Here is a 20,385-nt window from a genome sequence, read left to right as displayed (position 1 = left end):
AAGCAGGAACGCCACCTGATAGTGTTTTCGATTGGAAAGACGGACGTCGTTCCGGCAAGGACGTGTGATATATTCAGCAACATGAGCACCCCGATTTCCACCTCCTCCAGCAGCGCCGGCAACGCTGCCGCCGCGCCTGCGAGTGCGGCGATCGCCGTCGTGATTCCCTATTTCCAGCGCCAGGAAGGCGTCCTGCAAAAGGCACTGGCCTCGATCGCCGCCCAGCAGTTGTACCCGGCCGAAGTCATCGTGGTCGACGACAGCTCGCCGGTCCCGGCGCGGGGTGAGGTGGAGGCCGTGCAGCGGCGCTGGCCGCACCTGAACATCCGCGTGATCGAACAGCCGAACGGCGGACCGGCCGCGGCGCGCAACAAGGGACTCGACAGCGTGTCGCCGCAGTGCGACTACGTGGCTTTCCTGGATTCGGACGACGAGTGGCACGATACGCACCTGCTGCATGCGAGCGCCGCCCTGACGCCGGGCAACGACTTTTATTTTTCGGATTTCTTCCGCCTCGGCCAGTCGACAACCGTGTTCGAGCAGAGCATGGTGTTCAGGAAAGACGCGCACCCGGTGTTGCCGGGCAGCTACCCGGTTGCCCAGTACCGCGGCGACATGACGGAACAGATCCTCGGCGCCAACGTCATCGGCACGTCGACCGTTGTGTACCGCTTCCGCAAGTTCGCCAAGCTGCGTTTTCGCGAAGAATTCGTCTATGCCGGCGAGGACTTCCTGTTCTGGCTGACGCTGAGCACGCTAACGAAAAACTATGTCTTCGGCACCACGCCGGAAGTGACCTATGGCCGCGGCGTCAACATCTATGCCGGCTCGGGCTGGGGCACCGAAAAGTCGATGGACCGCCTGCACTACGAAACCAAACTCGAGCTCGCGCTGCCGCGCCTGTTCAAGCTCAATGCCGAACAACAGGGACGCAACCGCGCCAAACTCCGGTTTTTGCGCCAGACCATGCTCAAGGACATCGTCCACCGGCTGACGCATCGCAAGACCATCAACGGTCCGCTGCTACGCCGCCACCTGGCGATGGACCCTGTGCTGCCACTGTACGTGCCGTCGGTTGCGTGGCAGATCGTCGCTGGACGCCTGCGCCCCCAGGCCGCCCCGCGCAAGGAGTAGCGCGGCGCGGCCGCTGCCCGGGACGTCAGTTCCAGCGCGGCAAGCCGTCAAACTGCTGCGCTCCTTCTCCCGAAAACCGGATCAGCTCGGCCAGCGGCACGGTGGCCAGGTTGTCGCAGCCATAGTGCCCGCCCAGCGCGCTGGGAATCTTGAGGCAGTATTTGCGCCCCTCGGTCAGCGGACCGAGCGCGGCTTCGGCCAGGCGCACCGCCTCGGGCATATACCAGTCGTTGAGGAAATCCTGGTTGTAGGCCAGCGCATCGAGCGCAGCGCGGCTGCGCGCCAGCGGTTCGCACACCAGTTCATGCGGACGCAGGCACCAGAAATGGTCGTCCTCGTCGCGGATGATGAGGTTGCCGAAGGCATTGGCACCGAGAACTTCGACGGCGCTCATGCCGACCCAGCCCCAGGCCTCGTTGATGTCGTCTACATCGATCATGATCATCGCCCCTGAATGTCGCCATGGCGCATGCGCGCGGCGGTTTGCAGGGTTGGACAGGGCGGGCTCGTGTGCATTGCAGCAGAGACGAGCGGGTTTGACCTGCGTCGAGGCCGTTAAGACGGGGAAAGGGAGTTGCCTGACATGAAAAATATCGGCCTGAAAAACGAAAAAGCCGCTGACTCTTGCGAATCAGCGGCCTTGAATCTGGTTGCGGGGACAGGATTTGAACCTGTGACCTTCGGGTTATGAGCCCGACGAGCTGCCAGACTGCTCCACCCCGCGTCTGTTGAAATGAATTATACGCCCATTCCCCTTATTAGGCAAATGCAATACTGCGCCCATGTGCGATTGCAACACGATATAACTCATGGCCTGCGCCAAAAACAGGCCCTGATCACCACCCGGGCACTGCCCTATCGCCCCCGCATTCGGTGTAAAGTAATGGCAATACCAATTCGCCACACGACCATGAAATTCTGCTCCGAGTGCGCCCACCCCGTGCTGCTTTCCATCCCCGAAGGCGACAACCGGCCGCGCTACGTCTGCACCCATTGCAACACGATCCATTACCAGAATCCGAAACTCGTCGTCGGCTCGATCCCCGTCTGGGAGCGCGACGGCAACATCCAGGTCTTGCTGTGCAAGCGCGCGATCGAGCCGCGCTACGGCTATTGGACCCTGCCGGCCGGCTTCATGGAAAACGAGGAGACCACCGAACAGGCGGCCGTGCGCGAGACCGAGGAAGAAGCCGGCGCCAACGTCGAGCTCGGGCCTTTGTTCACCCTGCTCAACGTGGCCCACGTGCACCAGGTCCACCTGTTCTACCGCGCGCGCCTGCTCGACCTCGATTTCGCGGCCGGCATCGAAAGCCTCGACGTCCAGTTATTCACCGAAGACGAGATCCCCTGGGACGACCTGGCCTTCCCTACCATCCGCAGCACGCTGGAACTGTTCTTCGCCGACCGGATCAAAGTGCGCGAGGGGGGCGCCTTTGGCTTTCACAGCCGCGACATCCATCGCCCGATGATCGCCCCACGCGAACCGGATTGAGATGATTCCCTGGCTCGAGACCGATACGCCGTTTCCCGACGTATCCAAGGCATTGACGGTCGAAGCGCCGGGCCTGCTCGCGGCCGGCGCCGACCTGTCGCCGCCGCGCCTGCTGCAGGCTTACCGCAACGGCATCTTTCCCTGGTTTTCCGAAGGCCAGCCCATCCTGTGGTGGAGCACCGACCCGCGCATGGTGCTGTACACGGCCGACTTCAAGGTGAGCGACAGCCTGGCCAAGACGCTGCGCAAGGTCGAGCGCAGCCGCCTCGACGGCGGCCGTTGGGACGTGCGCTTCGACTCCGCCTTCAGCGACGTGATGCGCGCGTGCGCCGCGCCGCGCCGCGACGGCCCCGGCACCTGGATCTCGGACGAGATCGTCGACGGCTACAGCGGCCTGCACGTGCTGGGCTACGCCCACTCGTCCGAAGTCTGGCTCGACGGCGAACTGGTCGGCGGCGCCTATGGCGTCTGCATAGGCCGCATGTTCTATGGCGAATCGATGTTCGCGCGCGTGTCCGACGCTTCCAAGGTCGCGCTGGCCTACCTGGTGGCTTTCCTGCGCCGGCACGGCGTGCGGATGGTCGACTGCCAGCAGGAGACCGGCCACCTGGCCTCGCTCGGCGCGGCGCCGATCCCGCGCAGCCGCTTCCTGGAGCACCTGCGCGCCGCCATCGCCGAGCCACCGATCGGCGACTGGACGGTCGGGCCGCCGTTCGCGGCGCGGGACGACAAACCGTCCGCCGCGTCCGTAACGCCCGCAGCATCAGCCGCGGCGCCCGACCGATCCGGCAACTCGCCCGCGATACCGTTGGATGGCTAACGGTATCGCGCGCGGGTTTTCGCTAGAATAGGTTCCTCACACGTCGTCTCGAGAGTTTTTTGCATGACGCACCTACACGACCTGCCATTCGCGACGCTGCAGTTCTACACGACGGCGCCCTATCCCTGCAGCTATCTCGACGCGCGCCAGGCGCGTTCGCAGGTCGCCACACCGTCGCACCTCATCAACGCCGACGTGTATTCAGAACTGGTCAAGAACGGCTTCCGGCGCAGCGGCATCTTCACTTACCGCCCCTACTGCGACGGCTGCCAGGCCTGCATTCCGGTACGCGTCAAGTGCGAGGACTTCATGCCCAACCGCACCCAGCGCCGCGCCTGGAAACGCCATGGCGACCTGGTCGCGATGGTGGCCAACCTGGCCTTCTCCGACGAGCACTACGCGCTCTACCTGCGCTACCAGACCACGCGCCACGTGGGCGGCGGCATGGACCAGGACAGCCGCGACCAATATGCCCAGTTCCTGCTGCAAAGCCGCGTCAACACGCGCCTGGTCGAATTCCGCGAACCCGACGGCACGCTGCGCATGGTGTCGATCATCGACGTGCTGTCCGACGGCCTGTCGTCGGTCTATACCTTCTTCGATCCCGACGTCGAGAACGCCTCCTACGGCACCTACAATATCCTGTGGCAGGTGAACCAGGCCCACGAGCTGGGATTGTCCTACGTCTATCTCGGGTACTGGATCGAACAGAGCCCCAAGATGGCCTACAAGATCAACTTCCGGCCCCTCGAAGCCCGCATCGACGGCGAATGGGGCGTGCTTCAACGCTAGGGTCTGGCGCGGCCGTGTGATACAAGTGCTAACAAAGTCGTTGACACTCAAATACGTATGCCGCAGCGCATCACGTTAGAATGATGGGGAGATCCTTTTTGAGTTCCCCATGCCCGATAAATTCCTGTACACCCTCGTTCGCCCCGCACTGTTCTCCCTCGATCCGGAGACTGCCCACAACCTGACCCTGCCCATGCTGCGGCGGGCAGGCGCGCTCGGCCTGACGGGCGCGTTCAGGCAACCCCTGCCCGACCCACGCACCGTCATGGGCATTACCTTCCCCAACCCGGTCGGCCTCGCCGCCGGCCTGGACAAGGATGGCGCCTACATCGACGGCCTGGCCGCGCTCGGCTTCGGCTCGATCGAGATCGGCACCGTGACCCCACGCGGCCAGGCCGGCAACCCCAAGCCCCGCATATTCCGCCTGCCGCGCGCGCGCGGCATCATCAACCGCATGGGCTTCAACAACGGCGGCGTCGACGCCTTCGTGGCCAACGTCCAGGCCTCGCGCTTCTACCAGGAGCGCCAGGGCGTGCTGGGTCTGAACATCGGCAAGAACGCCGACACGCCGATCGAACGCGCGGCCGAGGATTACCTGCACTGCCTGCGCAAGGTGTACCCGTATGCGAGCTACGTGACGGTCAACATCTCGTCGCCCAACACCAAGAACCTGCGCCAGCTGCAGGGCGCCTCGGAACTGGACGACCTGCTGTCGCAGCTGAAGGCGGAGCAGACCAAGCTGGCCGACCACCACGGCCACTACGTGCCGGTCGCGCTCAAGATCGCGCCCGACGTCGACGCCGACCAGATCCGCGACATCGCCGGCGCCCTGCTGCGCCACAAGATCGACGGCGTGATCGCCACCAACACCACGCTCAACCGGCGCGACGTCGAAGGCATGAAGCACGCGCAGCAGGCCGGCGGCCTGTCTGGCGCCCCGGTGTTCGAGCAGTCGAACATCGTGATCCGCGCGCTCAAGAAAGAACTGCGCGACGACATCCCGATCATCGGCGTGGGCGGCATCATGCGCGGCCAGGACGCCAAGGCCAAGATCGCGGCCGGCGCCAGCCTGGTACAGCTGTACAGTGGCCTGATCTACGCCGGCCCGGGCCTGGTGCGCGAATGCGCCGACGCGCTGCGCGCCACCGACAAGAAAAAGAAATGAGCATGCAGCGCAAGAAGCTGGGCCGCACCGACCTCGAGGTGAGCACCGTCTGCCTCGGCACGATGACCTTCGGCGAGCAGAACACCGAGCAGGAAGCGCACGTCCAGCTGGACTACGCCCTCGAGCGCGGCATCAACTTCATCGATACCGCCGAGCTGTATCCGGTACCGCCGAACGCGGCGACCCAGGGTTCGACCGAGCGCTTCATCGGCTCCTGGCTCAAGGCGCGCGGCGGCCGCGACAAGCTGGTGCTGGCGACCAAGATCGCCGGCCCGAACGGCAGCCAGGCCTGGATCCGCGGTTCGAAACACAACCACGACGCCGCCAACCTGCGCGCGGCCGTCGACGCCAGCCTGCGGCGCCTGCAAACCGACTACATCGACCTCTACCAGCTGCACTGGCCGAGCCGCAACGTGCCGATCTTCGGCGCCAACCAGTTCGATCCGCGCAAGGAACGCGACGGCGTGGCGATCGAAGAGACACTGCGCGCCCTGGCCGACCTGGTCAGGGAGGGCAAGATCCGCCACATCGGCGTGTCGAACGAAAGCCCGTGGGGGGTGTGCGAGTTCGTCAAGCAGGCCGAGATCCACGGCCTGCCGCGCATCGCCACCATCCAGAATCTGTACAACCTGACCGCGCGCGCCTTCGAGACCACCTTGCTGGACGAAGTCTGCTACCGCGAGGAGGTCAGCCTGCTGGCCTACAGCCCTCTCGCTTTCGGCCAGCTGAGCGCCAAGTACGTCGACGACCCGCAGGCGCGCGGGCGCCTGACGATCTATCCGCCGACCTGGAGTCCGCGTTACCTGCGCCCAAGCGTGTTCGAAGCGACCCGCGAGTACGCGGCGCTGGCGCGCGAGCATGGCTTGACGCCGGCGCAGATGGCGCTGGCCTGGTGCTATTCGCGCTGGTTCATGGGCTCGACCATCGTCGGGGCGACCACGCTGGCGCAGCTCGGGGAAAACATCGATGCGGCGCAGATCCAGTTGAGCGACGAGGTGCTCAAACGGATCGACGAGATCCACGGCCGGATCACGAATCCCGGCCAGTAAGCTGGCCAGTAAGCTGGCCAATAAGCGATCAATGCAAAATGGGGCAGATGCCCCGTTTCTTCATTCCGTCGTCGCGATCGCCTTCTCGATATCCGCCCGCGTATAGCCCTGGGCGAAACGTTCGATGAAGTGGAAGGCATACGCCCGCAGATACGAGCCGCGCCGTACCGCCAGGCGCGTCACGTTCTGGGCGAACAGGTGCGAGGCCTCGATCGCGCGCAGGCCCTTGTCGCGGCCATGGTCGAAGGCCATCGAGGCCACGATGCCCACGCCCAGGCCCAGCGACACGTACTGCTTGATGACGTCCGAATCCATCGCGGTGAGCACGATGTCCGGCGCCAGCCCGGCTTCGACGAAAGCGGCGTCGATGTGGCTGCGGCCGGTGAAGCCGACGTCGTAGGTGATCAAGGGATGCTCGGCCAGGTCTTCCAGGCGCAGCGGCGTCTTGCTGGCAAAGATCGGGTGGCCCTCGGGCGCCACGATCAGGTGGCTCCAGCGGTAGCACGGGAAGGACACCAGGTCGGGGAAGGCCGACAGGCCCTCGGTCGCGATCCCGACGTCGGCCTTGCCCGACGCCACCCATTCGGCGATGTGTTCCGGTGAGCTCTGCTGCAGGGCGATGCGCACATTGGGGAAGGCGGCGCGGAACGACTGCACCACCTGCGGCAGCGCGTAGCGCGCCTGGGTGTGGGTCACGGCGACCGTCAGCGTGCCGCTGTCTTGCGCGGCGTATTCGCGGCTGGCCTGCTGCAGGTTCTCGGCTTCGACCAGCAGCTTTTCGACGATACGCAGGATGCCCTTGCCGGGCGGCGTCAGGCCGGTCAGGCGCTTGCCGTTACGCTCGAAGATGACCACGCCGAGTTCTTCCTCGAGCTCGCGGATCTGGCGTGACACGCCCGGCTGCGAGGTGAACAGGGCGTTGGCGACTTCGGTCAGGTTGAAATCGCGGCGGGCCGCTTCGCGGACCGAGCGCAGCTGCTGGAAGTTCATATCGCGTTTCCTTCGTCGACGAACACTTCGATGCGGCGCGGACGCACGACCAGCGTCTCGCCTTCCTTGAGGCCCAGGCTGGCGAAGCGCTCGTTCGGCATCACCGCCTCGATGATCTGCTGGTTGTCGGCGCGCTCCAGGTCGAGCTGGGCCAGGGGACCGATCGCATGCGCGCGGCGCAGCTTGGCCACCACGCCCGCGGCGCCGGGCGTGTAGCGCTCGACGTCCAGGTCGTGCGGACGCACGTAGCCGATGCCGGCGCCATCGCGCACGCCGGCATGCTGCGGCGCCTGGAAGCTCACGTCGCCGCTGGCCAGCACGCCGTCGGTGACGCGGCCATGGAACAGGTTGACGTTGCCCAGGAAGCCGTAGACGAAGGGCGAGGCCGGGTTGTTGTACACCTGGTCCGGGCTGCCCAGCTGCTCCACGCGGCCCTTGTTCATCAGGACCACCTGGTCGGCCACTTCGAGCGCCTCTTCCTGGTCGTGGGTGACGAAGATCGAGGTCACGTGCAGGTCGTCGTGCAGGCGGCGCAGCCAGCGGCGCAATTCCTTGCGCACCTTGGCGTCGAGCGCGCCGAACGGTTCATCGAGCAGCAGCACGCGCGGCTCGACCGCGAGCGCGCGCGCCAGGGCGATGCGCTGGCGCTGGCCACCCGACAGCTGCGGCGGATAGCGGTCGGCGATCCAGTCGAGCTGCACCAGCTCGAGCAGCTTTTTGACTTTCTCGCGGATCTGCGATTCGCTCGGGCGATCCTTGCGCGGCTTGACGCGCAGGCCGAAGGCGACGTTCTCGAACACGGTCATGTGCTTGAACAGCGCATAGTGCTGGAACACGAAACCGACCTGGCGCTCGCGCACGTGGCGGTGCGAGGAATCCTGGCCGTCGAGCAGCACGGAACCGGAATCCGGGTATTCGAGGCCGGCGATGATGCGCAGCAGCGTGGTCTTGCCGCAGCCCGAAGGCCCCAGCAAGGCGGTCAGCTCACCGTCGGGGAACTGCAGCGACACGTCGTCGAGTGCGGTGAACTGGCCGAACTGCTTGCGGATATGTTGTACTTCGATCGTCATGCGTGGCTCCGGCGTTGTTTCAGTGAGGGGCGTCCGTCGTCGAAGCCTTGCGGGCTTCGTGGAGGCGCCATTCGATAAAGGACTTGATGGCCAGGGTCACCAGTGCGAGCAGCGCCAGCAGCGATGCGACGGCGAAGGCGGCCGTGAAGTTGTATTCGTTGTAGAGGATCTCGACGTGCAGCGGCATCGTATTGGTCTCGCCGCGGATGTGGCCCGAGACCACCGACACCGCGCCGAACTCGCCCATCGCACGGGCGTTACACAGGATCACGCCATACAGCAGGCCCCATTTGATGTTCGGCATCGTCACGCGCCAGAAGGTCGACCAGCCCGAGGCGCCCAGCACCAGCGCGGCTTCTTCTTCCTCGGTGCCCTGCTGCTGCATCAGCGGAATCAGCTCGCGCGCCACGAACGGGAAGGTGATGAACACGGTGGCCAGCACGATGCCCGGCACCGCGAACAGGATCTTGATGTCGTGTTCCGCCAGCCAGGGGCCGAACCAGCCCGAGGCGCCGAACACCAGCACGTACATCAGGCCCGCGATCACCGGCGAGATCGAGAACGGCAGGTCGATCAGGGTCAAGAGGATGCTCTTGCCCCTGAATTCGAACTTGGCGATGGCCCATGCCGCGGCCACGCCGAACACGAGATTCAGCGGCACCGAGATCGCGGCTGCGATCAGGGTCAGCTTGATGGCCGACAGCGCATCGGCGTCGATCACCGATTCGACATACACCTCCCAACCCTTCTTGAGCGCCTCGGTGAACACCGCGGCGAGCGGGATGAACAGGAACAGGGTCAGGAAGATGAGCGCGACGGCGATCAGGCTGATGCGCACCCAGCCCGGCTCGAGCACGCTGGTGTCGAGGCGCTTGTTGTTCGCCGGGCGCTTGGCCGGCGCCACATTGTCGAGGACCGCGCTCATGACTTGCCCGCCCGTTTGCGCGTCCACGCCTGAAGCAGGTTAATCGCCAGCAGCAGGATGAAGGAGAACACCAGCATCACCACCGCGATCGCGGTCGCGCCGGCGTAGTCGTATTGCTCCAGCTTGGAAATGATCAGCAGCGGCGTGATCTCGGACACCATCGGCAGGTTGCCGGCGATGAAGATGACGGAACCGTATTCGCCGGTGGCGCGCGCGAAGGCCAGCGCGAAGCCGGTCAGCAGCGCCGGGGTAATGGTCGGCAGCACCACGCGGATGAAGGTCTGCAGCGGCGCGGCGCCCAGGCTGGCGGCGGCTTCTTCCAGTTCCTTCTCGGCTTCTTCGAGCACCGGCTGCACCGTGCGCACGACGAACGGCAGGCCGATGAAGGTCAGCGCCACCACCACGCCCAGCGGCGTGAATGCCACCTTGATGCCCAGGCTGGCCAGGTACTGGCCGATCCAGCCGTTGTGGGCGTACAGCGCGGTGAGCGTGATGCCGGCCACCGCGGTCGGCAGCGCGAACGGCAGGTCGACCAGGGCGTCGACCAGGCGCTTGCCGGGGAACTGGTAGCGCACCAGCACCCAGGCCACGATGCCGCCGAAGACGACGTTGAGGGCTGCCGCGATCAGGGACGCGCCGAAGCTGAGGCGGTAGGACGCCATCACGCGCTCGGACGTGACGGTCGCCCAGAAATCCGCCCAGCTCATGCTGAAGGTATTCAGGAACACCGCGGACAGCGGAATGAGGACGATCAGCGCCAGGTAGAACAGCGTAAAGCCCAGCGAAATGCCAAAACCGGGAATGACCCGGCCCGGCCGCCTGGGCTTGGTTGCTGCCGCGTTGCCCGGCAATGCAAGCGAAGTCATGCGAGTCCTTATTACAAATTCTTCTATCGGAATCGCATATTCTCACGGTGTGTTCATAAAGCAAACGAAAGAATACTTATTTGTTTAGATGCGAATTGCTATGTGGCAGCGAGGCAAAAGCGCATGTTCTTATGCGGAAAAATTCGTAAGGAGCGCATTATTTTTCGGCTGTCGTTGTGAAATACCAAATAAAAACGGCGAGCCTGGCATTGCCGGGCTCGCCGTTTTAGTGTGCGATGCGGATTACTTGTTCGGCTGCGGCGTCAGGCGCAGGTAAGGACGCGGCGCCTCGAAGCCTTTCGGATACTTCTGCTTGATGACGTCGGGATCGGTGACGGTCAGCGGGATGATGACGTTGTCGCCGTCTTTCCAGTTGCCCGGCGTGGCAACGGTATAGCCGTCGGTCAGTTGCAGGGCGTCGATCACGCGCAGCACTTCGTCGAAGTTGCGGCCGGTGCTCATCGGGTAGGTGATGGTCAGGCGGATCTTCTTGTTCGGGTCGATCACGAACAGCGAGCGCACGGTGGCGGTGGCCGACTGCTCGGGATGGATCATGTCGTACAGGGTCGAGACCGAACGGTCGGCATCGGCCACGATCGGGAAGCCGACCACGGTCTTCTGCGTTTCTTCGATATCCTTGATCCAGTCGATGTGCTTGTCGGCCGGGTCGACCGACAGCGCGATCGCCTTGACGTTGCGCTTGTCGAACTCCGGCTTGAGCTTGGCGGTCAGGCCCAGTTCGGTCGTGCACACCGGCGTGAAGTCGGCCGGGTGCGAGAACAGCACCACCCAGGAATCGCCCGCCCACTCGTGGAAGCGGATCTTGCCGATGCTGGAATCCTGTTCGAAATCGGGAGCGGTGTCGCCGAGGCGTAAGGTCATAGTCTTCTCCATGGTTGAGTCATACATAGCGCCGCCCGCAGGTGTGGGCAGGGACGGCTCTCAATAAACGCGCCATCCACGCGGATGGCTTCAAACAAAGCGGTTGTACAGCACCACGGCCCAGGTAGCGGCCGCCAGCAGCAGGGTGAGCGCCACTGCGGCGCTGCCCAGGTCCTTGGCCGCCTTGGACAGCGGGTGCCGTTCCAGCGAGATGCGGTCGACCACCGCCTCGATCGCCGAATTGATCAGCTCGACCACCAGCACCACGACCAGCACGCCGACCAGGGCCAGCTTCTGGAAGCCGGACACCGGCAACAGCAGCGCCACCACGCTGGCGATGACGATCAACACCACCTCTTGCCGGAACGCCGCTTCGCTGCGCCAGGCCCAGCGCAGGCCGTCCCAGGTATTGCGGCAGGCGGCGCCGATGCGCTCCAGGCCGCGCAAGGTCTTGAATTCGCTGATCGGGTTTTCCATCGTTCTTGGCATTCAAACATGCAGGAACGACATTATGCCCCGTCCGCGCACAAGCATGTGGCAAGTTGGCCTGCGACGCAACCCGCCGGTTTGCATGGTCTTTTCACATCATGGTATAAAGTGAACGATACTGCACTGCACCAACCACATCATGAAAATGGAAACCCCTACTCCAGCCAAGACGTCGATCCAGGTCATCGAACGCATGATGGCGCTGCTCGATGCGTTGGCGAGCTATACCGACCCTGTGAGCCTCAAGGAATTGTCGCGGGTATCGGGCCTGCATCCCTCGACCGCGCACCGGATCCTCAACGACATGGTCGTCACGCGCTTCGTCGACCGTGTCGAGCCGGGCACTTACCGCCTCGGCATGCGCCTGCTGGAACTGGGCAATGTGGTCAAGAGCCGGCTGTCGGTGCGCGAAGCGGCGCTCGACGCCATGCGCGCCCTGCACCGCAAGACCCAGCAGACGGTCAACCTGTCGGTGCGCCAGGGCGACGAGATCGTCTACATCGACCGCGCCTTCTCGGAACGCTCGGGGATGCAGGTAGTGCGCGCCATCGGCGGACGCGGCCCGCTGCACCTGACCTCGACCGGCAAGCTGTTTTTATCGGTGGATGACGTCAAGGCGATCCGCGCCTATGCCACCCGCACGGGGCTGTCCGGCCACACGCGCAATTCGATCACCGAACTGGCGCGGCTCGAACGCGAACTGAGCCTGGTGCGGGCGCGCGGCTATGCGCGCGACAACGAGGAACTGGAACTGGGCGTGCGCTGCATGGCGGCCGGCATCCATGACGACAGCGGCAAGCTGGTGGCGGGATTGTCGATCTCGGCGCCGGCCGACCGCTTGCAGGAAGACTGGCTCGAAGACCTGGTGCAGACGGCGTCGCGGATTTCGTCGACGCTGGGGTATCGGGCGGTGCCGAACGTATAACTCACCCCCGTCCACTACCACCGCTACCGCAACCGCCACGTCGTTCCCGCGAAGGCGGGATCCCAAGTCCTCTGCATAGCCGAAAAAAATGATGTCGCCTCGACGCGGGCGAGCTTGGGTTCCCGCCTTCGCGGGAACGACGGATCAGCGGCTGCGGCAGCGATCAGTGCGGCAGCGTCGGCGCGCTAGCCGTGATGGTCGGCGCGCGCACCGCATCGACGTCCATGCGGTCCGGCAGCGACTCGATCCAGCGGCGGATGCGGCCGGCGTCGGCCGTGCGCGACATCTTGCCTTTCGAATCCAGGAACACCATCACCACATTGCGGCCATGGATCATGGCCTGCATCACCAGGCAGCGCCCCGCTTCGTTGATGAAGCCGGTCTTTTGCAGGCCGATATTCCAGTCGGGCAGCGACACCAGGTAGTTGGTGTTTGCGTAATGCATGGTGCGGCCGCTGGCCTGCACGGTCGATTTCGGCGTGGTGGAGAATTCGCGCAGCACCGGGTCTTCATGGGCCGCCATCACCAGCTTGACAAGGTCGCGTGCGCTCGAAACGTTGCGGCTCGACAGGCCGCTCGAATCGACGTAATGGGTATCCATCATGCCGAGTGCGCGCGCCTTGGCGTTCATCGCGGTGACAAAAGCCTCGATGCCGCCCGGGTAGTTGCGGCCCAGCGCCGAGGCGGCGCGGTTTTCGGAACTCATGAGGGTGATGTGCAGCAGTTCGCGCCGCGTCATGCGCGAGCCGACCGACAGCCGTGAGCTGCTGTATTTCAGGCGGTCGACGTCGGCGTCGGTGACGCGCAGCACTTCGTCGAGGTCTTGCTTGGCCTCCATGACGACCATGCCGGTCATCAGCTTGGTGATCGAGGCGATCGGCAGCGCGACGTTGGCGTTCTTCTCGAACAGCACTTCGGCGCTGTTCTGGTCGACCACATAGGCGACGCTGGAACGCAGGGACAGCGGATCGTCGGTCTTGTGCAAGCCCGCCTTGTCGCCCGCCGTCGCCGCCGCCGCCACTGCGACGGCGCCTGCCGCCGCGGTGCGCGCCGGATGATAGGTGACGACGCGCTTGCCGTTGACGGTCCGGACCCGGCGCACCATGCGCTGGCCATTGTCGCCGGCGACCGCGACTTCCTTGCGCTTCTTGGTGGTCTTGGCCTTGGCTTTGCGCTTGGGCTTTTTCTTGGCAGCCTTGGCAGGCTTGGCCTTCTTCACTTGTTCGGTCGCGCCCGCACCTGCGCCCGCCCCCGCACCGGATGCCTGCATGGGTGCAATAGCGAACAACGTGGCGACAACTGCAGCCAAAGCAAGTTTAAACATCGAGACGCCCCTGGACCAAACTGATGAGATACAGATGGAAGTGTAGCGGAACGACGCTCGATCGCAAGAGAAAAGAATATTCTGTGCGGCAATAATCCGCAAAAACCAACAGACTCTTCCTTGCGAAACTTTCGTTTAATATCAACGAGATATTATTACTTGTTACTTTAGTCCATGAACCTAGTCCATAAAGCGGGCGAACACGTGGCTGGGTTCGCGCTCGGTTTCCAGGCTGTTCTCGATCCGCGCCGGATCGGCCCAGCCCAGCGCCATGCCGCACACCACCATCTCGCTCGCCGGCAGCCCCAGTTCGGCCGCGATGATCCGATGATACTGCGTAAAAGCGGCTTGCGGGCAGGTATCCAGTCCCCTCGCCCGCGCCGCCACCATGATGTTCTGCAAGAACATCCCGTAATCGAGCCAGGAGCCCTGCTCCATGATGCGGTCGATGGTGAAGATCATCCCGACCGGCGCATCGAAGAAGGCGAAGTTGCGCCCATGCTGGGCCGCCATGCCGGCCTTGTCCTCGCGCGTCAGGCCCAGCAGGCTATATAAATCCCAGCCGACCTTGCGGCGCCGGTCGATATACGGCGACACCCATTCGCGCGGATAGTAGGGGTATTCCTCGTGGTGCTGGGCGGCCTGCCCGGGGTCGGCATATGCCGCCAGGATCGCGCCCGACAGGCGCGCGCGCGCCTCGCCGGTCAGCACGTGGACTTTCCACGGCTGGGTGTTGGTGCCGGACGGCGCACGCGCCGCCACGTCCAGGATGCGGGCGATGTCTTCGCGCGCGACCGGCTTGTCGAGGAAGGCGCGGATCGAACGGCGCGAGGTGATGGCGGCATCGACCGCTGCCTGGCCGGGATTCTCGATGGTCATGTGGTCTCCTTTGGTTTGCGCACGACGAAGGCGACGCCGGTGACGGCCACCGCCATTCCCGCCAGGCCGAGCGCGTTGAAGGCTTCGCCGAACAGCAGCCAGGCCATGATGGCCGTGGTCGGCGGGGTCAGGTACATCAGGCTCGTCACCTCGGTGGCCTGGCTGCGCCCGATGAGTTTGAATAGCAGGAAGATGGCCCCGATCGACAGCGCGAACACCGACCACAGCCAGGCGACGATGAAGTCGGCGCTCCAGGTAATGCTCGAAAACACCGGATCGAGGTCTTCCAGCCACACCGCGATCGGCGCCAGCACCAGCACCGTGGCCCCGAACTGGATCGCGGTGCCGCTGCGCAGGTCGAAGCGGGGGCAGAAGCGGCGCTGGTACATGGTGCCGGCCGTGATGGAGAGCAGCGCGAACACGCACAGGCCAAGGGCCGCCGGCGACAGGCCGGCCAGGCCCAGCTTGGCGTAGACCACCAGCGCCACGCCGGACAGGCCGAGCAGCAGGCCCAGCCATTGGATCGGCCGCACCCGCTCGCCGATCAGCGGGGCGGCGGCGGCGGTGAGGATAGGCTGCATGCCGACGATCAGGGCGGTCAGTCCCGCCGGCATGCCGAGCTTGATGGCGGCCCACACGCCGCCCAGGTAGCCCGCCTGCAACAGCAGGCCGGAGAGCGCGAGGTGCAGGACCTGGCCGCGCGGCCACGGCGCGCGCCAGAGCAGCATCAGGGGCAGCAGCACCGCCAGCACGCCCAGGCAGCGCACGATGAGGAAGGTCAGCGGCGGCGCATACGGCAGGCCGAGCTTGGCGACGATGAAACCCGTGCTCCAGAGGAAGACGAAGAACAGGGGCACGGGCGACAGCCAGGAGCTGCCGGAGATGGAAGGTGCGTGGGTCGACATGGTCCTGGCAATGCGCCGTGATAGTGCACGGCACTTATTGAATATACAAGCGCAAATCGCAAGTACCGAGTCTAGCATGCGCTCTACCATGGAGTTTTGAGCGGCTGAAAGATGCATTCGATTTGCGCCAGATCAATTGACTTTTCTTGCATTAAATGCATTCAAGAAAATTATGTATCTTGGATGGTGCATCGCATCAAAAACGCTTGACGCTTGAAGCGAACTGACAGAAAATCTGCCCTGTTGCGGTGCACAAAAGAGTTTCGTCGCGTTTTAATGAAGAACCTGTCTCACAGAGCAATAGTCCATTCTTGAAACGACATATTTGGAGAGCCACATGTTTGCAATCCCTGAACAATTTTCGAACGCCACCAAGGCCAGCCTGGAATCCCAATTCGCCCTGTTTTCGGCACTGACTTCGAAGACCTTCGAAGGCGTGGAGAAGCTGGTTGAACTGAACATCAGCACCGCACGCTCGACCCTCGAAGATTCGTCGGCCGCTGCTCGCCAGCTCCTGAGCGCCAAGGACCCACAAGAATTCTTCTCGCTGACCGCCTCGCAAGCCCAGCCGAACGCCGAGAAAGCCCTGTCGTACAGCCGCCAGCTGGCTTCGATCGCCACCGGCACCGGCGCCGAATTCTCGAAAGCCGCCGAAAGCCAGATCGTCGAAGCCAACCGCAAGGTCATCTCGCTGGTCGATGAAGTGAGCAAGAACGCCCCGGCCGGCTCGGAAAGCTTCGTCGCCGCCGTCAAGACCGCGATCAGCAACGCCAACGCAGGCTACGAGCAATTCAGCAAGACCTCGAAGCAGGCGGTCGAAGCGCTGGAAAGCAATATGAACGCCGCCGTGTCGCAATTTTCTGCGACTGCTGCTAAAGCTGGCAATGCTGCCAGCGCTGCCACGGCTGCCGCTGCGGCCTAAGCTGCGGCTGGTCAAATAAGAAAGGCCGCCAGACGCAGTCGCGTCTGGCGGCCTTTTCATTTCTGCCCTGCGATCCTACTCGCCCAGATACGCCGCCTGCACCCGCGGATCGTTCAACATATCGCGTGCATTGCCGGTCATGGTGATCGCGCCCGAATCCATCACGTAGCCGCGGTGCGCGGCCTGCAGCGCCAGCTTGGCGTTCTGCTCCACCAGCAGGATCGTGATGCCCTGCTGCGACACGTCGCGGATCACCTCGAAGATCTTTTCGACCATGATCGGGGCCAGGCCCATCGACGGCTCGTCCAGCAGCAGCAGGGTCGGATGGCACATCAACGCGCGCGCCATCGCCAGCATCTGCTGCTCGCCGCCCGACAGGGTGCCGGCCAGCTGGCTGGAGCGCTCCTTCAGGCGCGGGAAGACGGTGTACCACTTCTCGATGTCGGCATCGATCGCGGCCTTGTCGTCACGCGTATAGGCGCCCATCAACAGGTTCTCGTGGATCGACATGCGGGTGAACACGCCCCGCCCTTCCGGCACCATGGCCAGCTTCTGGCGCACCATCCGGAACGACTGCGTGCCGCGCAGCGGCTGGCCGAGATACTCGATCGCCCCCTCGACCTTGCACGGCGGGAGGGTGCCGGTGATGGCTTTCAGGGTCGTGGTCTTGCCGGCGCCGTTGGCGCCGATCAGCGTCACCAGCTCGCCTTTCGCCACCTCGAGGTCGACGCCCTTGACCGCCTTGATGCCGCCATAGGCGACCTTCAGGCCGGCGATTTTCAGAACGATGTCAGCCATTAGTGGGCACCTCCGAGGTAGGCGTCGATCACGGCCTGGTTTTTCTGGATCTCGGCCGGCAGGCCTTCGGCGATCTGCTTGCCGTATTCGAGCACCGTGATGCGGTCGCACAGGCCCATCATGAGCTTGACGTCGTGCTCGATCAGCAGCACGGTCCGGCCCTCGGCCTTGATTTTCACCAGCAGCTCGCGCAGCGCCAGCTTTTCGGTGGCGTTCATGCCGGCCGCCGGTTCATCCAGCGCCAGGAGCTGCGGATCGGTGGCCAGCGCGCGCGCGATTTCCAGGCGGCGCTGGTCGCCGTACGACAGGAATTTGGCGGTGCGGTTGGCGAATTGGCCAATGCCCACGAAATCGAGCAGTTCCTGGGCGCGCAGGCGGATCGCGGCTTCCTCTTCGCGCGCCGCCTTGTGGCGCAGGATCGCGCCCAGCACGCCCTGCCTGGTGCGCACGTGGCGCCCGACCATCACGTTCTCCAGCGCGCTCATCTCGCCGAACAGGCGGATGTTCTGGAACGTGCGGGCAATGCCGGCCTTGGCCACGTCATGCGGCGCCGACGGCGAATACGGCTTGCCGGCCAGCTCGAAGCTGCCGCTGTCCGGCTGGTACAGGCCCGTGATCACGTTGAAGAAGGTGGTCTTGCCGGCGCCATTGGGGCCGATCAGGCCATAGATCTGGCCCTGCATGATCCGGATGCCGACGTCGGTCAGCGCCTGCAGGCCGCCGAAGCGTTTATTGACGCCCTGGATATCGAGGAGGATTTGTTCGCTCATGGTCTGTTCACTCATCACGCGGTCGACGCTTCTTCTTCCTCGCGCGCCAGGGCGGCGTTGGGACGCTCTTCCTTGTTCGGCGACGGCCACAGGCCGGCCGGGCGGATCAGCATGATCAGCACCAAGGCCAGGCCGTACAGCAGCTGGCGCAGCACCTCGGCCTCGATGATCACCTTGCCGAACACGGCCTGCTGGAGCGGATCGACCACGTGGCGCAGCACCTCGGGCAAGGCCGCCAGCAGCACGCCGCCCAGCACCACGCCCGGAATATGGCCGATGCCGCCCAGGACCACCATCGCCAGCACCGCGATCGACTCGGTCAGCGAGAAGGATTCAGGCGACACAAAACCCTGGAAGGCGCCGAACATCGCGCCGGCCACACCGCCAAAGGACGCGCCCATGGCGAAGGCCAGCAGCTTGACGTTGCGGGTATTGATGCCCATCGCCTTGGCCGCGATCTCGTCTTCGCGGATCGCCACCCAGGCCCGGCCCAGGCGCGAATGCTGCAGGCGGCTGGTGATGAAGATCGTCGCGATCACCATCGCCAGGAACAGGAAGTAATAGGCGTTCACCGAGGGCATCGCGTAGTCGCCGATCATGACGTTGGCGCCCGAACCCGACTCGCCCGCCAGCGACACCCCGAACACGCGGATCGGGTCGATCATATTGATCCCCTGCGGCCCGTTGGTGAAGTTGATCGGGTCGTTCAGGTTGTTCATGAAGATGCGGATGATCTCGCCGAAGCCGAGCGTCACGATGGCGAGGTAGTCGCCGCGCAGCTTCAGGGTCGGGGCGCCCAGCAGCGCGCCGCACAGGGCGGCGAACAGCGCCGCCAGCGGTACGATGGCCCACAGCGACAGGTGGATGCCGTTGGTGGCGATCTCGGGGCCGAAGAAGGCGACCAATGCCTCGCCGATCGCCGGCGAATAATAGATGAGCGACTCGAGCAGCGCGGCGAACTGCGGCGACGAGAACAGGCCGACCAGGTAGGCGCCGACCGCGAAGAAGGCGATATAGCCCAGGTCGAGCAGGCCCGCGAAGCCGACCACGATGTTCAGGCCCAGCGCCAGCATGATGTACAGCAGCGCGATGTCGATGATGCGCACCCACGAGTTGCCGAACTGCGAGGCGACGAAGGGGAAGATCAGCATCAGGATCAATACCGCCGCCATGCTGATATAGGCTTGGCGCGGCTTGTGCTGGGTATCAAAAGTAAGGAGTGCCATGGTGTGCTCCTTAAGGTCAGGCGCGGTCGGCCACGCGTTCGCCCATGATGCCGGACGGTCGCAGGGTCAGGACCAGGATCAGCACCACGAAGGCGAAAATGTCCTGGTAGTGGCTGCCGAGGAAGCCGCCGGTGAGGTCGCCGATATAGCCAGCGCCCAGCGCCTCGATGATCCCCAGCAGCAGGCCGCCGAGCATGGCGCCATAGATGTTGCCGATCCCGCCCAGCACCGCGGCGCAGAAGGCCTTCAGGCCCGGCAGCACGCCCATGGTGAAGGTGATCGACGCATAGTTGGCGCCCCACATCACGCCGGCGACGGCCGCCAGTGCGGCGCCGATGGCGAAGGTAGCGACGATCACGCGGTTCGCGTCGACGCCCATCAGGCCGGCCACGCGCGGGTTTTCGGCCACGGCGCGCATCGCGCGGCCCATCTTGGTGCGCTCGACCAGCAGCACCAGGGCGCCCATGGCGACGGCCGCCAGCACCAGCAGCAGCACTTGCGTCTGCGAGATCATGGCCCCACCGATCATGATCGGTTCGGACGACAGCAGTTGCGGGAACGGGATCGGGCTGCGGCCCCAGATCATCATGGCGAAGGTCTGCAGCAGGATCGAGACGCCGATCGCCGTGATCAGGGGCGCCAGCCTCGGCGCGTTGCGCAGGCGGCGGTAGGCGACGCGCTCGATGAGGATGCTGACCAGCATGGTGAGGGGAATCGCGCCGAGGATGGCAACCGCCAGCTGGACATAGCCCGGCAGGCCGGGAATGTAGGCCTCGAGCAGTTGCAGGATCGTCAGGCCGAGCATGGCGCCGATCATCAGCACGTCGCCGTGGGCGAAGTTGATCAGGTTGAGCACGCCGTACACCATCGTGTAGCCGAGCGCGACCAGCGCATACATACTGCCCAGCACCAGGCCGTTCAGTAGCTGTTGAATAAAGGTTTCCATCGTTCCGCCTATCGTT

At 64.5% G+C, this 20,385-nt stretch carries 22 protein-coding genes and 1 tRNA gene; 8 read left to right on the top strand and 15 right to left on the bottom strand.

Annotated elements, in window-relative coordinates; translation table 11 throughout:
* Positions 1-81 precede the first annotated feature (81 nt).
* Complete coding sequence (locus tag SOM28_RS09910) at positions 82-1,134, top strand: glycosyltransferase family A protein (protein ID WP_183407368.1); 1,053 nt, start codon at positions 82-84, stop codon at positions 1,132-1,134.
* A 25-nt stretch (positions 1,135-1,159) separates the two neighbouring features.
* Here the strand turns inward: SOM28_RS09910 and SOM28_RS09905 are convergent, their stop codons facing one another.
* Positions 1,160-1,573 carry a T6SS immunity protein Tdi1 domain-containing protein gene (locus tag SOM28_RS09905; RefSeq protein WP_123068893.1) on the bottom strand — a complete coding sequence of 138 codons (414 nt, stop codon included), beginning with the start codon at positions 1,571-1,573 and terminating at the stop codon, positions 1,160-1,162.
* Between the two features lie 208 nt (positions 1,574-1,781).
* Positions 1,782-1,858 (bottom strand) — tRNA-Met (locus SOM28_RS09900).
* A gap of 186 nt (positions 1,859-2,044) precedes the next feature.
* Between SOM28_RS09900 and SOM28_RS09895 the strand changes: the two genes are divergently transcribed.
* The 5 genes from SOM28_RS09895 to SOM28_RS09875 all read left to right on the top strand — a co-directional run bounded on the left by SOM28_RS09895 (position 2,045) and on the right by SOM28_RS09875 (position 6,452).
* The gene (locus tag SOM28_RS09895) at positions 2,045-2,626 is read left to right on the top strand and encodes an NUDIX hydrolase (protein ID WP_123069111.1); all 582 of its coding nucleotides are present in this window, start codon (positions 2,045-2,047) and stop codon (positions 2,624-2,626) included.
* Position 2,627: 1 nt separating this feature from the next.
* Positions 2,628-3,446, top strand: a complete 819-nt coding sequence (aat, locus tag SOM28_RS09890; protein ID WP_123069112.1) for a leucyl/phenylalanyl-tRNA--protein transferase — start codon at positions 2,628-2,630, stop codon at positions 3,444-3,446.
* A gap of 63 nt (positions 3,447-3,509) precedes the next feature.
* Positions 3,510-4,238, top strand: a complete 729-nt coding sequence (locus SOM28_RS09885; protein ID WP_123069113.1) for an arginyltransferase — start codon at positions 3,510-3,512, stop codon at positions 4,236-4,238.
* Positions 4,239-4,347: 109 nt separating this feature from the next.
* Positions 4,348-5,403 (top strand): quinone-dependent dihydroorotate dehydrogenase, encoded by a 1,056-nt coding sequence (locus SOM28_RS09880; RefSeq protein WP_123069114.1) that lies wholly within the window; start codon positions 4,348-4,350, stop codon positions 5,401-5,403.
* A 2-nt stretch (positions 5,404-5,405) separates the two neighbouring features.
* Complete coding sequence (locus SOM28_RS09875; RefSeq protein ID WP_320467999.1) at positions 5,406-6,452, top strand: aldo/keto reductase; 1,047 nt, start codon at positions 5,406-5,408, stop codon at positions 6,450-6,452.
* Between the two features lie 60 nt (positions 6,453-6,512).
* On the opposite strand, the gene SOM28_RS09870 is transcribed toward SOM28_RS09875, so the two are convergent.
* The 6 genes from SOM28_RS09870 to SOM28_RS09845 all read right to left on the bottom strand — a co-directional run bounded on the left by SOM28_RS09870 (position 6,513) and on the right by SOM28_RS09845 (position 11,662).
* Complete coding sequence (locus SOM28_RS09870) at positions 6,513-7,442, bottom strand: CysB family HTH-type transcriptional regulator (RefSeq protein ID WP_123069116.1); 930 nt, start codon at positions 7,440-7,442, stop codon at positions 6,513-6,515.
* Positions 7,439-8,512 carry a sulfate/molybdate ABC transporter ATP-binding protein gene (locus SOM28_RS09865; RefSeq protein ID WP_123069117.1) on the bottom strand — a complete coding sequence of 358 codons (1,074 nt, stop codon included), beginning with the start codon at positions 8,510-8,512 and terminating at the stop codon, positions 7,439-7,441. Before SOM28_RS09865 ends, SOM28_RS09870 begins: the two co-directional genes overlap by 4 nt.
* A gap of 19 nt (positions 8,513-8,531) precedes the next feature.
* The gene (cysW, locus tag SOM28_RS09860) at positions 8,532-9,437 is read right to left on the bottom strand and encodes a sulfate ABC transporter permease subunit CysW (protein WP_320467998.1); all 906 of its coding nucleotides are present in this window, start codon (positions 9,435-9,437) and stop codon (positions 8,532-8,534) included.
* Positions 9,434-10,303 carry a sulfate ABC transporter permease subunit CysT gene (gene cysT / locus SOM28_RS09855; RefSeq protein ID WP_123069119.1) on the bottom strand — a complete coding sequence of 290 codons (870 nt, stop codon included), beginning with the start codon at positions 10,301-10,303 and terminating at the stop codon, positions 9,434-9,436. Before cysT ends, cysW begins: the two co-directional genes overlap by 4 nt.
* A 243-nt stretch (positions 10,304-10,546) precedes the next feature.
* Entirely contained in the window at positions 10,547-11,185 is a 639-nt protein-coding gene (locus SOM28_RS09850; RefSeq protein WP_147936369.1) for a peroxiredoxin, read from the bottom strand.
* A 90-nt stretch (positions 11,186-11,275) separates the two neighbouring features.
* Complete coding sequence (locus SOM28_RS09845) at positions 11,276-11,662, bottom strand: diacylglycerol kinase (RefSeq protein ID WP_123069121.1); 387 nt, start codon at positions 11,660-11,662, stop codon at positions 11,276-11,278.
* Positions 11,663-11,813: 151 nt separating this feature from the next.
* Between SOM28_RS09845 and SOM28_RS09840 the strand changes: the two genes are divergently transcribed.
* On the top strand, positions 11,814-12,599 hold the full coding sequence (locus tag SOM28_RS09840) for an IclR family transcriptional regulator (RefSeq protein ID WP_123069122.1): 786 nt from the start codon (positions 11,814-11,816) through the stop codon (positions 12,597-12,599).
* A gap of 163 nt (positions 12,600-12,762) precedes the next feature.
* Here the strand turns inward: SOM28_RS09840 and pbpG are convergent, their stop codons facing one another.
* The 3 genes from pbpG to SOM28_RS09825 all read right to left on the bottom strand — a co-directional run bounded on the left by pbpG (position 12,763) and on the right by SOM28_RS09825 (position 15,707).
* Positions 12,763-13,923 (bottom strand): D-alanyl-D-alanine endopeptidase, encoded by a 1,161-nt coding sequence (pbpG, locus tag SOM28_RS09835; protein WP_370663532.1) that lies wholly within the window; start codon positions 13,921-13,923, stop codon positions 12,763-12,765.
* A gap of 180 nt (positions 13,924-14,103) precedes the next feature.
* Complete coding sequence (locus SOM28_RS09830) at positions 14,104-14,802, bottom strand: nitroreductase (RefSeq protein WP_123069124.1); 699 nt, start codon at positions 14,800-14,802, stop codon at positions 14,104-14,106.
* Positions 14,799-15,707, bottom strand: a complete 909-nt coding sequence (locus SOM28_RS09825) for a DMT family transporter (RefSeq protein WP_320467997.1) — start codon at positions 15,705-15,707, stop codon at positions 14,799-14,801. Before SOM28_RS09825 ends, SOM28_RS09830 begins: the two co-directional genes overlap by 4 nt.
* A gap of 337 nt (positions 15,708-16,044) precedes the next feature.
* On the opposite strand from SOM28_RS09825, the gene SOM28_RS09820 reads away from it, so the two are divergent.
* A complete protein-coding gene (locus tag SOM28_RS09820; RefSeq protein ID WP_109346610.1) occupies positions 16,045-16,629 on the top strand; it encodes a phasin family protein in 585 nt (194 codons plus the stop codon).
* Positions 16,630-16,704: 75 nt separating this feature from the next.
* On the opposite strand, the gene SOM28_RS09815 is transcribed toward SOM28_RS09820, so the two are convergent.
* From SOM28_RS09815 to SOM28_RS09800, 4 genes are read right to left on the bottom strand one after another with little or no spacing between them, the layout of a single operon-like run.
* Positions 16,705-17,427: an ABC transporter ATP-binding protein gene (locus tag SOM28_RS09815; protein WP_147936365.1), complete on the bottom strand. Its 723-nt coding sequence runs from the start codon at positions 17,425-17,427 to the stop codon at positions 16,705-16,707.
* Complete coding sequence (locus SOM28_RS09810) at positions 17,427-18,197, bottom strand: ABC transporter ATP-binding protein (protein WP_320467996.1); 771 nt, start codon at positions 18,195-18,197, stop codon at positions 17,427-17,429. Before SOM28_RS09810 ends, SOM28_RS09815 begins: the two co-directional genes overlap by 1 nt.
* A gap of 14 nt (positions 18,198-18,211) precedes the next feature.
* Positions 18,212-19,423 (bottom strand): ABC transporter permease subunit, encoded by a 1,212-nt coding sequence (locus SOM28_RS09805; RefSeq protein ID WP_320467995.1) that lies wholly within the window; start codon positions 19,421-19,423, stop codon positions 18,212-18,214.
* A 16-nt stretch (positions 19,424-19,439) separates the two neighbouring features.
* A complete protein-coding gene (locus tag SOM28_RS09800) occupies positions 19,440-20,369 on the bottom strand; it encodes a branched-chain amino acid ABC transporter permease (RefSeq protein ID WP_147936362.1) in 930 nt (309 codons plus the stop codon).
* Positions 20,370-20,385 lie beyond the last annotated feature (16 nt).

It is taken from the genome of Massilia sp. CFBP9026 (genome assembly GCF_034045165.1).
Lineage (GTDB): Bacteria > Pseudomonadota > Gammaproteobacteria > Burkholderiales > Burkholderiaceae_D > Telluria > Telluria arenae.
The sequence above is the reverse complement of the archived record's forward strand: the minus strand, read 5'-3'. Positions and strand labels throughout refer to the sequence as shown.